Below are 12,532 nucleotides of genomic sequence, written 5' to 3'. Positions count from 1 at the left end.
CATGTAAATAGTATCATATTGATTCAAATCGAAAATCAGGGCATCTTCCATTTGAACCTGTAAATCCCCAAAAATAAGGTGTTTATTTAAATGTTATGTACAAAAAAACGTAGGAATATTTAATTCCTACGTTTTTTATAAATTAATCAATTCCTTCACTATTACGATTCTTCTAATTCCTCAATTTCGGCTTTTCGCTTTAAAAATATTGCAATATCTTTATTCTCCCTTTCTATTAAACCAAGAGCATGTCTATCATTTAAAGCTAATTCTTTATAACCCCATATATATTGTATCGTTGTCGCTTTACTATGTTTATGATCCGCAAAATACCATTCTAAAGGTTGTAAAGGGTTCGATACTTCAAACAATTCTGCTGGGTACCATGAAGGCAAGTTTTCATTTTCACCCAAGATTAGATAGTCTAATGCTCCATTCAATGAACTAATACCATAAACCACATATTCCTTATCGGTTTCTAAATTTATAATAGAGTCTCGATTATATCCTTGATCTAATAAAACCTCTGAAAATGTATCTCCTGAATTTTTTATACACATTACCTTCACATACAAGCTCCTATCAACAAAAAATTAATTTTTAAATTTAAAATCATTAAATTCGCCTGTTCTATTATTTTTAAAATAATGAATTGCTACAAGAGTTCCATTCCTAGCCACCTTCTTTGGGTCAACAAGAATCTGTCATTGGTATTCTCGTTAGAACTATTCTTTGTGGATTTGAATTAATTTTTTTCATTGCAAGTCGTTCTTTTAATGTATTTGCAGTGCTTCTACCTGCGGAGTCTCTTCCTAATATTTCAACTTCATATTTTGTATTCTTTGTTGCCTCTTCTAGTTCCTTTTCTTTTTTTCAGGTTTGCATATATTTCATGTCAAATTACAGAAGTGAGTCAGGCCACTCTAAATCTTAGATTAGAAGAACATGAATAATATTCTTTTTTGAATTGTAATTAAACCTCAGAGTGGCACCTCATACTCAGAACCATTTCCTTACCCAACAGAAGTTAATAAAACATATTTAATTATTGCTTCACCGCTTTGGCTACAAGTGCTGCGTATGCTTCTGCACCTACTTTGGTTAAATGCACACCGTCAGGTGCAAAGTAGTCTTTCTTTCCAGCACTTGCTGCATACCAATCAACTAGAGTTACATTCGGATATTCAGATACCGTTACTTTCAGTCTCTCATTCACGATTGATTCCCACGGACGTGGTACTCTCGTATTAATAAATATGATTTTACGTTCGTTTCCAATTACTTTTATTAATGAAACAAGTTGTTCAGTAGTAAAGGCTCCATTTGTACCTAATCCAATAATGACATAATTTCCTAAATTACCTTCATATTTTAACTGTTCAACTACCGGAATCGCTTTTGACAGCTGGCGACCAATTTGGGCATCAATCCTAATATCAGGAAAAGTATTTTTTAAATACGGAGTAATATCAATCATAACGGAATCGCCTATCGCAGTAACTGTGAGTGAATTTTTAGGTTGCGCAGAATTTACTTCTCTTGATTCCCCTTGTTTTTGAGGCGTCTCTTGATTTGGATTTTCCCAAACTGCAACTGGATGTGGCGCCGGTTGTGTTTGTGCTGCTTTTACCTTATCTTGTTGAGAGTTCTCCTTAGCCTTACTAGCTTTTGATAACCCTACGACCGCTATCGACGAAACGAATAATGTACAAATTAAAGCTAACTTAACACCTAAAGTGACATTTTGAATTCTTAAATTCTTAAACTGAATGTTCCGGAGCGCACCTTGTCGGATTGGTTTTTCAATAAACTTCCATGAAATTTGCGCAATCAATATAATCAAAAGAAATTGAAGGATTGCTCTTATTAATGAAAAATCCCCAGCATTTACCTTTGGAGTCGTCAATGTAAGAATTGGATAATGCCAGAGGTATATGCCATACGATCTTATCCCTATCCAACGTAAAGGTCTAAATCGTAAAAATTGAGCAATACGACTAGCTGGATGAGCTAGATTTGCGACTAACAATGCTGTTGCAATTGATAAGAGAACCATTCCTCCCTTGTATAGAAATGGATCATATTGATTGGTCTTCCAAAACATAACCAAAATAATAATAAGGGCAATGCCCCCCACTACATCAAGAATGAAACGCGCCTTTGGGATAATTTTATTTGCAAGTCTATTGCTTGGCCAAACTAAGGCAAGTACCGCTCCGATAAGTAAGGAAAAGGCCCTCGTATCTGTACCATAATATATTCTGCTCGGATCAGCTCCAGGTTCATACAAAATTGCCATCGCTAAAGCTGAAGCAACGGCTCCCAGACAAATTAATAAAATCATACGGGATTGTTTTTTTATGTAGTAAAGCCCTAAACTAATGATAAACGGCCAAACAACGTAGAATTGTTCCTCAACTGCTAACGACCAAAAATGATTCAATGGAGAAAGCTGGTTAAAATTATCAAAGTACGATAATTTATGATAAATATACCACCAGTTACTAACATAAAATAATGCCGCTAATGAATCTCCGCGCATTTTTTCAAGTAAAGAGCTATGAAAAACTGTAATCCATGCCAACGTTATAACGAGCATAACAAGCATTCCTGGAAGCAATCTCCTTGCCCTACTAAGCCAGAATTTTTTTAAATCAATTCTCTTATTTCTCTTCCACTCTATGGCTAGAATATCTGTAATTAAATAACCTGAAAGTACAAAAAATACAGTAACTCCTAAAAATCCTCCAGGCATCCAATTAAAATTAATATGATACAAAATAACACCTAGTATAGCTAGGCCCCTTAGACTGTCCAATCCAACCATATAACGACTATTTTTTTTAAAAGGTTTAGTCATCCTACATTCACCTCTTTTTCTTGGAAATTAGGTTAATAATAACGGCACAAAGTACTATTAATCCCCTAAAATCGTATAAGCTAAACTATTACAAACATCTTTTTGTAAGGCTCTTTTTTTTATCTTTACATGCACAGTAATTAATACTTTAACACGTTATCTGGCTCTGTTGTGAAAATTTTTAAGCTAGATGTTCTTGTTGCTCTTCCGAAAAAGAGGAATATGATATATAACGTATATTTGAACATTCCCCTGCAAAATAACGTTATAAAGAAGGGCTACTGGTTATGAGCAGCCCCTCTTTTACCTTACTTCACATATACATATGTTTCATTTGAAATCACATTTTATGTCTTGCCCTTACTGTCGTGTATTTTATATTGCAGCGAACCTTGCATCAGAACAATATGTGTTCTGGTGCAAGGTTTTTTTAACTAGAATAAATTCTGGGAAAGCAAATAAGGAACATGATAGATGTGATATTTTAAAGAAAAATAATAGTAGCCATTTGCTACTATTATTTTTTTCTTTAAGTTATCATAATATGCCTGAAATTCTAAAGGGACGTGGTATGTCAATTCATCTAACAACCATTATGTGCTGAGTTCGTAAATGCGGAAATTTCATTCGTGATTTTTGAAAAATAAAACAAAAAAGAAAAACTATCTTTGAAAATGGATGAAACCTACATAAATGTCAACTAATCTATGTACGAATTCCTTTGCTTTAGCTAGGGGTTCTAGGAAATAAGGAGCCATATGCCGGTCAATTTTTCAATTAACTTGGTGTCTAGTTTAGTGTACCATCTCCAATTAATACATTTTTTCGGGTTCAGTTCATTATATTTTCTACTTTGTCTTTATATACAACATATTCTTTTCCATCCACTACTGCTACCACCGCAAATTCATCATTTGGATTGAATGAAAGCCAGTCAGCCCACATGCTTGTATTAGCACCTCCACTCCACATATGATGAACAGTGTTTTTAGTTAAATTCATAACTTTATAAGACGCATTTGGTGCATTTGTTCCAGTCTTTATTTCAAAAGTATATGCGTTATGGATTTTTTTATAAAAGTAAAAAACGTTTGATGGACGAAGTAGATTCATAAAATCTTGTTCTTTCTTCTCTGCAATTTTTATACCTTCTAGTAATGTGACAACATCTGCTCTTAATGTTTTCCAACTGTCTTTAGCTGAATTCAAGTTAGGCTTTAAAAATTTATATCTATTTTGATCAGCTTTTTCATCAACTTTATCAATATGCCCCATTACGCCCGAATATTGAGAGTCTAAATCATCCCATTGTGTGGACATATAAGTAAGAGCAGTAATAGCACTATCAATCGTACTATGCATATCACTAATATTATGAAATGCAACTCCGACTACACGATTTAATGTAATTTTATAATCTACAGTTTTACGTAATTCTGCTAAAGCAGGCTCTAATCGACCTAAATTATCTCTAGCAGTACCTATCATTATGCCACCAGAAATAAGCGTGGGGATAAAAGGGACTTTCACCATTATTAACCCATCAGATTCTAATTTCTTATAATAGTTTACTTGTCCTAAAACTTCATCTAAACGCTTTTGATCAGTCTCTACATCAGCTCCTTGGTTTTTTAAAATCGATTGCAAGGTCTCTTTATGGCTTCCAAATACTCTAACATCTTCTCCAATAGCGTTTTTAAATTTAGTTAATTCTTCTATTAACGCTTTTGCGGACTTTTGGTTTCGTTGAATCCCCACCCTTAAATCTGTAATCCCCTTTTTTAAAGTATCCCCATTTCCATTATTGATCGCCTCTACTAATGTTTCATAATAATTTTCAAACTTTGTATCGTATTCAATAATGCCGGTCAATGTATCTAAAAGCTGTTTTTTTACTTTTGTATTCCATGTAACAGCATGTGCTCTTGCATTCTTTTGATCCTGTACAATTTTACTAGGTAAATCTGCATACCCATTAATAGAAATCCCTTCAAAACTCACATCCGGATTATTAATTAGCAAATAAGAATATTCATTCATAGCCTTTGCAAATAACCCAGCATCTTGTACAGTTTTTTTCATCTTTTCTTCATTTGCTGAAAGAGACATATCTCCAGTGTTCGTTTGTTCAGTTTCAATTGCAAAGGTTGCTATTGGTGTGAGTGCATAGGTAGTTGTCATAATTAAAAATGCTGATACAGCCAGTATTTTATAAGGTTTTTTTTTCATCTTTTCTTATTCCTCCTGTATAGAGTATGATTTCAAGTCCTATTCTTATTAAAAGAAGATGTTGTTGCATAGATTCGATATTATTAAGCAAATCTATATAACCTGTCTCCTATTGATCGATTCTGTTACAAATTTTTAAAAACAAGTAAACTACATGGCTATCTTTTTATTTGGATACAACTTATATATAAGTGAAAGGCGAAGTCTTTAATGAGACTCCGCCTTTTTAATATATAAGGATTTATTAATTACCGCTTTACTGTTTATCAGTGTAATCATAGACTCTCTATGTTATGGGTCACTTTGCAACAGAATAAATATTTCCCTATTTTTGTGGAGTAACAGTTTCCACTTTTAATTCCTTTATCCCCTCTTTTAATGTAACAGCATCTGTTCGTAATGTTTTCCAACTATCTTTCGCTGCATTTAAATTAGGTTTTAAGAATTTAAATTTATTTTGATCCGCTTTTTGAGCTGCATTCTCAATATGGCCTAGAACGCCCGAATATTGAGAATCTAAATCATGCCACTGCGTTGACATATAAGTAAGAGCGTTAATAGCATCATCAAGTGCCTTGTGCATTTCATTAATATTACTATAAGCAACTCCAACTACACGATTTAATGTTACTTTATAATCCACGGTCTGACGTAATTCTGCTAATAAAGGCTCTAACTTACCTAAGTTGTCTCTTGCTACTCCCACTATAATACCGCCAATTATTGGTAGACCCAAAATAGCACCCTTCATTACATTAAACCCATCAGATTCTAATTGTTTATAATAGTTTACTGATCCTAATACTTCTTCTAGACGCTTTTGATCTGCATCAACATCTGCACCTTGGTTTTTTAGAATCGACTGCAAAAGATCTTTATTGCCTCCAAATGCTCTAACATCTTGTCCAATAGAGTCTCTTAATTTAGTTAATTCTTCTATTAATTGTTGTGCGTACTTTTGGTTTTGTTGAATTTCACCTCGTAAATCTGTAATTCCTTCTTTTAAAGTTTCTCCATCCCCTGTATTAATCGCCTCAACCAATGTTTCATAATAATTGTCGAACGTTGTATCATATTCAACAATACCAGTCAATGTATCTAAAAGCTGTTTTTTTACTTTCGTGTCCCAAGTAACAGCATGTGCTCTTGCATTCTTTTGATCTTGTACGATTCTACCAGGTAAATCTACATATCCATTAATAGTAATTCCTTCAAAATTTACATCAGGATTCTTAATTAGCATATAAGAATAGGCATTCATAGATTTTGCAAATAATCCAGCCTTTTGCAAGGTCTCTTTCATTCTCGCTTCATTTGCAGAAAGAGCCGTATCTCCATTGTTCGTTTGTTCAATTTCACTTGCAAAAGTTGCTACTGGTGAGACTACAGAAGTTGCTGTCATAGTTAAAAGAGCCGATGCGACGATTAGTTTGTACGGGATATTTTTCATCATTTTATATTCCTCCAATATAAGTTTTCATTTTCAGTTCTATTCCTGTTTAAAAGCGATGTCTTTTGAAATGAATTCTGCATCTTTATGAATATCATTCCAACTTTCTTTAGCAGCTTTTAAATCATCCGGTATTAAAGAGAATTTGTGGTCTTGCATAGAATCGATATTATCCAGTAAATCTGTATAATTTGCGCCCATTGTATTCCATTGCTTTTGAATATTTGTTAGAGACAATATCGCTTGATCTACAGTCTGGTATAGATATGCCAATGTTTCTTTCGCGTTAGTAAGCGAAAGAACTGCTTGATTAGCACGATCTGCTTTCATACTTAATTCCCCGATTTTGTTAGAAATTTCGTTATAGGAGTCCATATGCTTAGATGCCGTGACACCAGCCGCAGTTCCTAGACCGATACCAGCTGCTCCAAGAGCTGAAAGTCCACCAACAACAGCCGGTGTTGCTGTACCACCAGTTACAACAATTACAACTGCTCCTCCAATAGCTGCAATAACTAAAATAGCTGCTCCCAATCCACCACCAATTGACCATGCTAATACATCATCAAAATGTTTTTTCTGAGTAGAACGAAGTTGCTCAATTTCAGCTTGAAGTTGTGGAATCGTTGCTTGTTGACCTGCTAATATTGCAGTTAATCCACCTTTCCCATCTGGACCACCAACATTATTTTTAAAATCTGTAGAATTTTGATATAGTTTCCCTTTGAAGTCTTGTAGCATCTTAATTACATCTGTTACCTCTTTTGAATTTGTATTAATTGTTGTAATTAAATCATTTATGCCCTCTTTTAGACCTGCCTTATCTTTCTTTTGTACAGTATCTACTAATGTGTCGTAATAATTTTGAAATTGTTCATCGTAATTTACAATATTACGAGCTGTTTTTTGAATCTGTTGCTTCGCTGTATCTAACCAATAATTCGCATTGATTCGTGACAGTTCTTGATTAAGGTGAATATTTTTGAGCAACTCTCCTCCTTCTGATCCTAAATCGATATTAGATAAATTTACATTCGGTTGCTTAATCATTGTTTTTGCGTACAAATCCATTACAAGAATATGAGACCCTGTTTCAGCCAATGCTTTCTTCAGTCCCTCAGGACCTAAAACATAATTGCCTACTTTTTGTTCTTGAGCGGTCGTTTCTTGTGCAAATGCATGAATAGTGTTACCAGTAGTAGCAGTTATAACCGTTGCCAGAGTGGCTAAAGTTAGCACTTTGAATGGGAATTTTTTCATCACTTTTCTCCTTTTTTCGCTAGATTCCTAGAATTTTCATAGTTTTTCCAAAAACGTAATATCAAAATTTATATACCTGTTCTTCAAGGTAACTTATTACATTTTTTAATTGTCTTAATGTATCTTTTTGAGACTGCTCGTTAGTTGCATCAACATTAGTAGATAATTTTGTAATATTATTTTTTATTAGATCCAAATCTTCTTTATAGCGCTTTAGTAGGTCAAGTTCTACATCTACTTGATTTGCAAACGTATGCAAATCATTTTGTGAAAGAAGAAGCATTGATTTTTGCAAATCTGCTATTGATAGTTTCGTTGTTAAATCATATATTTTTTGGTTTTGTTTCTCTAAGTCATCTAAATATGATCGCTGCTCTGCTGTTAGTTTATTTACTTCTGCGAAGACACCAAATGTTTTCTTAATCTTTTCAGTATCAATGGCTTTCATCAGGTCATATTCTTGCGTTTTTGCAGCTGCAGCTGCAGCTATTTCACCTTGTTTGCTTTTCTCAATTGCTTCACGAGCTGCTTTTTTTGCCGATTCAATTTCTAGAGCTGTTTTACCTTGCTCTGTCGCTTCTTGCGCTGCTTTTTTCTCAGCTTCTAGAATAGAGTTGTTAATTTCTTTTCCTTTGTTATACGCTGCCATCCCTGCTTGAGCAGCCGGTTCAATAATTTCTTTTGAAAGACTATAAATTTCTTTGAATATAGCAAATCCCTGCTCATTTAAAGCTCCTGGTATTAATGCAATTTGTTGTAAATCATTTTGAATTGCTTTTTTGGTATTTAATATTTCATTTTTTAACTGATCTATTTTTCCTGTTCCATCTGTACCTAATATGCCTTGCGCAGTTGCCACATTAGTATCGAAATCTTTTAATTTTTTATCAAGCTGTAATTTAAGATCAGTTAACTCATTAATTTGTCGTTGCGCATTTTCTTGATTCGTCATAGCCATTTCTTGAAGTACTTCAAGTCTATCCACAAAACCTTCTCTATCTTCTTTATTGTCTACATACGATTTTAATGTCGGATAATAGCTATTAAATTTTGTTACAAATCCTTTGCTTTTTGAATTTAATAGAATTAACTGTGGATAGAGTTCCGATGACCATTCCTTCATATCTTGTTTGATTAGGAATTGATTTGTATTTAAAGCTGGGACTTCCTCTAGCTGTACATTAGGACTCATTAAAGATTGATCAATATACGTTTGGATTAATTTAGATTGCGCACCTAATTTTCGTAATGATGAAGAAATATCCATGTTTTCCTGTTGAGTTTCTGCTTGAACGATTGGTGTTGCGAGAGTATTGATAGGAATAGTCGCTCCAGTTACAATGGATGTTATTAAAAATCCTGTCATTATTTTATTCTTCATTCCGTACACTCCTTTACCATTTTTTTCTATAAATTGATTCATATAACTTGTACGACCTAGCACTAGGCTCTCTCTTTGTACACGGATGAGGAAAGAGAAGTCTTTCAGATAGGGTGTTATCCTTATTTTTTACTTCTAATAGGATGTAAGAATTTTACTCATCTCTCATTTAGATACTCTATTTTTCAAAAATAAACAATAAAAATTCATCAGCTATATTTGAATTAGACACCCAATGGGTAGTAAAATATTAATTCTCCCATAGAGTTGCGGTTTAACTTACAGAACCGCGAGGATAGATAAACCAATGCTGACAGTTAATCCTGTTTTGACCTTGTTTAATATCAATTACATAATATGTCTCTTAGTTTTGTCAGCAAGAGCCTTACAAGACTACAAAAGATGAACTTATACTGTACATTGCTTATACTTTTATTGCGGAATAAATTCACTTTTGTTATGCAAAAACTTAGAACACTTTTATTACAAACTTGATCATTTTGAGATTCTAGGTCTCTCGTTAATTAACTGATTATTAAGAGAATTATTTTCGACATAATGTTACTTACAACTTCGCTATACTCCTATTAGCGTCATCTTCTCCTTTCTCTCTGGTCATACCAGTTATGTTGTTCATTAAAACATTAAATTTTTAATGCGTAAATAGCAAAATTTTGTCGATTGTACTCAATAATTTAACTGTTAAGTAAAAACACGAGCCAAAAATATTATACAAATATAATTAATTAAAAATTTCACCTCTGTAATTGTAATGATTACAAATTAATATATATAAGGTTACAAAATAACTATTTTAGCTTAACCAAGAAATTATATTTTAGAAAAAATACTTATAGAATAATTTAATAGGTTTTTTTATACTTTTTTACCTTTATTTAGTTATTTATAATTGCATAAAACATAGATATATCATGTGATATATGTTACATTATTAATTTTTACGAAATATACCCTAATATCAACATTAATAAATATTTAAAATGGAGATATTAATCTATAAACTTATCCATCGTTATAACCATAGATTTTAAAATATAAAATAGCTGCAAAGCTTTCTTAAAAATCCTTTGCAGCCTTCTGTTTTTTTGTTTTCTTTAGAAAAATAGTGTTTCAAGTTAACAATATGGTATAAACATTTCCATTGTGCTTTTGCTTGGATATATGTTTCATGGACTCTTCAAAAGCTATTTGTTTGAGCTGACGTCAGACTCATTTGTCTAATTCAGAACTATACTGATAAATCCAGCGCCTAATTATTATTTAAAAAATAGATAAGCTTCGTTTCTCCATTATTTTTGCCAACTCCTGAAAATTGAAACTGTTCCGCTAACAAGATAATATCAGGTTGATCATACGTCTATTTGAATACAAGTTCCTTATCTAAACAAATCACACACTTTTTCTAGAGTAATAAGCTCAGTATTTTCAAGTTTTAGAGATTACTTACACCTATTTTTAAGTTTTTACATTGAGACCAGATAACAAGCCTATATTATTGTATATTTTTCACGGTACTGTCTAGGGGTCATGCTAGTAATTTTTTTGAAAACCCTCGTAAAATAACTTTGGTCATTAAAGTTAAGCCAAGCACAGATATCTGATAGCGAATAAGTAGTTAGAGTTAATAATTTTTTTGCTTCTTCCACTCGTTCCCTTTGAATATATTCGCTTAAAGTAATTCCCATTTCTTTTTTAAATAGTTTAGACAGATAAGTAGGGGTAATTTCCAAATGATTAGCAAGTTCATTGAGAGTTATTCCATCGTAAACATTTTTATTAATATGTTTCATACATGTAGTAACCGCGTATGAATACTTTTGTGCATTGAATTCTTTCACACGATCTGCAAAGGTACGTAAAGCGTCTCCTGACAATCGCTTTGCAGATTCTACGTTATCTAATTGTTCCAGAGTTTGTATATATAAAATACTATGAGCAAAAGCAATATCTGGTGGCAGGTTCCCTTCTATCGCATATCGAGTAGCTAAGGTAATCGCAATAATTCCAAGGTTTTTTTGGTTCCTGAGCGGATCCTCTATTAACATCAGTTCAACATCCTCTTGTGAAACTGCATACATATACTGTATTAACTTTTTTTTATTTCCTTCTTTGATAGTCAAAAAGAAATCATTTACTAATGCCATGTTGTGAGTTTTAGGTTTGTTTTGTCGGCGTTTTAAAATATATAAATCAGGTTTCACAATTTTATTAGGAACTTCCTCTAGTACTTTATTTTTTTCTAAAACAATACCCACATCTAACTTTTCATTGAAAATCATGTAATGTAATAAAATTCCCATATCAATTAATGTAGTTTTTTCAATCTCAGATAAACACTGATAATAGGCTAGTCTTTCTTGAATTTTATCACTTGATTTAAATTCTTTTTGAAGTTTTATGGTCATATCATCTGAACCTTTTGGATGTATAGTGGGACCGATAATAATAGTCCCTTTAATGTGATCATGATTTTCTATATGTATTAGAACAAAATTTTCAAGATAGCTGTTACATCTGAAAAGTGGTAAGTTAAAGGGATCGTTTTCTTGATAAATATCACTAAGATGTTCTTCTTTTGAAGAATAAAAAGGACTATAAACATCATCAGATGTAGAATGATATAAAATTTTTTTGTCTGTAGATAAAATATGTACAGGGGCATTAAATGCTTTATGTGCAAGATCACACAAGTGTTGTATATCGATAGAAGTATTCATTACATTCTCCTTTTAAGTAAATTATTTGATAATTTTCCTCATTGTTCCTTTTATAGTTTCATAATATATATTCTGCTAGGTATAATTCACGACAAATAATACTATAAAATATCAAATTAGTACAATTCACGACAAAATATTACTATATCTTTTTTATGAAAATCATATATTATTTAATTGTAATTAGCATCTAAATATCAGAGTAGATAAGAAAATGAAATGAATGAAGGTCATTTCTTAATTCTACAAGATCTAATCATTACACTTGAGAAAACAGTGAAGAACATACAAAATACAGTGGTACTCCATGCGAGGACCAAGCTGGAAAAAAGATTCAAAATACAGCGAAAGTAACAAGAGATACTGTACCACCACAAAAACCAACAATCAAAATTTCAATTCAATTACTTGTACAAATTGAATTCCAAAAATAGATAATGCTAATTTAAATGTAAAACTGAAAACCTACTGTGTTTCAAATTTTAGACAAAGATAACAAAAAGTCGGGAAATTAACGACAGAGGACAATGATAAGACTATTTATGAACCACTATGCTTCGGAAAGTACACGTTGGAAGAAATTCAAGCACCAAATAGATCTACGTTATTTAAAG

The 12,532-nt window shown here is 32.3% G+C and carries 7 protein-coding genes; all 7 read right to left on the bottom strand.

Translation table 11 applies throughout. The features are described from left to right. Positions 1-161: 161 nt before the first annotated feature. Entirely contained in the window at positions 162-569 is a 408-nt protein-coding gene (locus MHB70_RS10585; RefSeq protein ID WP_000866989.1) for a hypothetical protein, read from the bottom strand. A gap of 476 nt (positions 570-1,045) precedes the next feature. After that, positions 1,046-2,860 (bottom strand): acyltransferase family protein, encoded by a 1,815-nt coding sequence (locus tag MHB70_RS10580; RefSeq protein ID WP_000165414.1) that lies wholly within the window; start codon positions 2,858-2,860, stop codon positions 1,046-1,048. A gap of 831 nt (positions 2,861-3,691) precedes the next feature. Further along, on the bottom strand, positions 3,692-5,089 hold the full coding sequence (gene hblB, locus MHB70_RS10575) for a hemolysin BL regulatory component HblB (RefSeq protein WP_000730117.1): 1,398 nt from the start codon (positions 5,087-5,089) through the stop codon (positions 3,692-3,694). A gap of 325 nt (positions 5,090-5,414) precedes the next feature. Next, a complete protein-coding gene (gene hblA / locus MHB70_RS10570; protein ID WP_000977258.1) occupies positions 5,415-6,542 on the bottom strand; it encodes a hemolysin BL binding component B in 1,128 nt (375 codons plus the stop codon). 36 nt (positions 6,543-6,578) lie between these two features. Further along, positions 6,579-7,799, bottom strand: coding sequence for a hemolytic enterotoxin HBL lytic component L1 (gene hblD, locus MHB70_RS10565; protein WP_061529963.1), 1,221 nt, complete (start codon positions 7,797-7,799; stop codon positions 6,579-6,581). A gap of 61 nt (positions 7,800-7,860) precedes the next feature. Then, on the bottom strand, positions 7,861-9,180 hold the full coding sequence (hblC, locus tag MHB70_RS10560) for a hemolytic enterotoxin HBL lytic component L2 (protein WP_002093759.1): 1,320 nt from the start codon (positions 9,178-9,180) through the stop codon (positions 7,861-7,863). A 1,508-nt stretch (positions 9,181-10,688) separates the two neighbouring features. Continuing rightward, entirely contained in the window at positions 10,689-11,918 is a 1,230-nt protein-coding gene (locus tag MHB70_RS10555) for a helix-turn-helix domain-containing protein (RefSeq protein ID WP_001097927.1), read from the bottom strand. Positions 11,919-12,532: the final 614 nt, after the last annotated feature.

Source organism: Bacillus sp. FSL M7-1020, from assembly GCF_038050415.1.
Classification (GTDB): Bacteria; Bacillota; Bacilli; order Bacillales; family Bacillaceae_G; genus Bacillus_A; species Bacillus_A toyonensis.
Note: the sequence above shows the minus strand (reverse complement) of the source record. Positions and strands in the feature narration are given on the sequence as shown.

Excerpts from the sequence above, each read along its gene's own strand:
- MHB70_RS10580 (WP_000165414.1), bottom strand. The coding sequence starts at position 2,860 with ATGACTAAACCTTTTAAAAAAAATAGTCGTTATATGGTTGGATTGGAC.
- hblB (WP_000730117.1), bottom strand. The coding sequence starts at position 5,089 with ATGAAAAAAAAACCTTATAAAATACTGGCTGTATCAGCATTTTTAATT.
- hblA (WP_000977258.1), bottom strand. The coding sequence starts at position 6,542 with ATGATGAAAAATATCCCGTACAAACTAATCGTCGCATCGGCTCTTTTA.
- hblD (WP_061529963.1), bottom strand. The coding sequence starts at position 7,799 with ATGAAAAAATTCCCATTCAAAGTGCTAACTTTAGCCACTCTGGCAACG.
- hblC (WP_002093759.1), bottom strand. The coding sequence starts at position 9,180 with ATGAAGAATAAAATAATGACAGGATTTTTAATAACATCCATTGTAACT.
- MHB70_RS10555 (WP_001097927.1), bottom strand. The coding sequence starts at position 11,918 with ATGAATACTTCTATCGATATACAACACTTGTGTGATCTTGCACATAAA.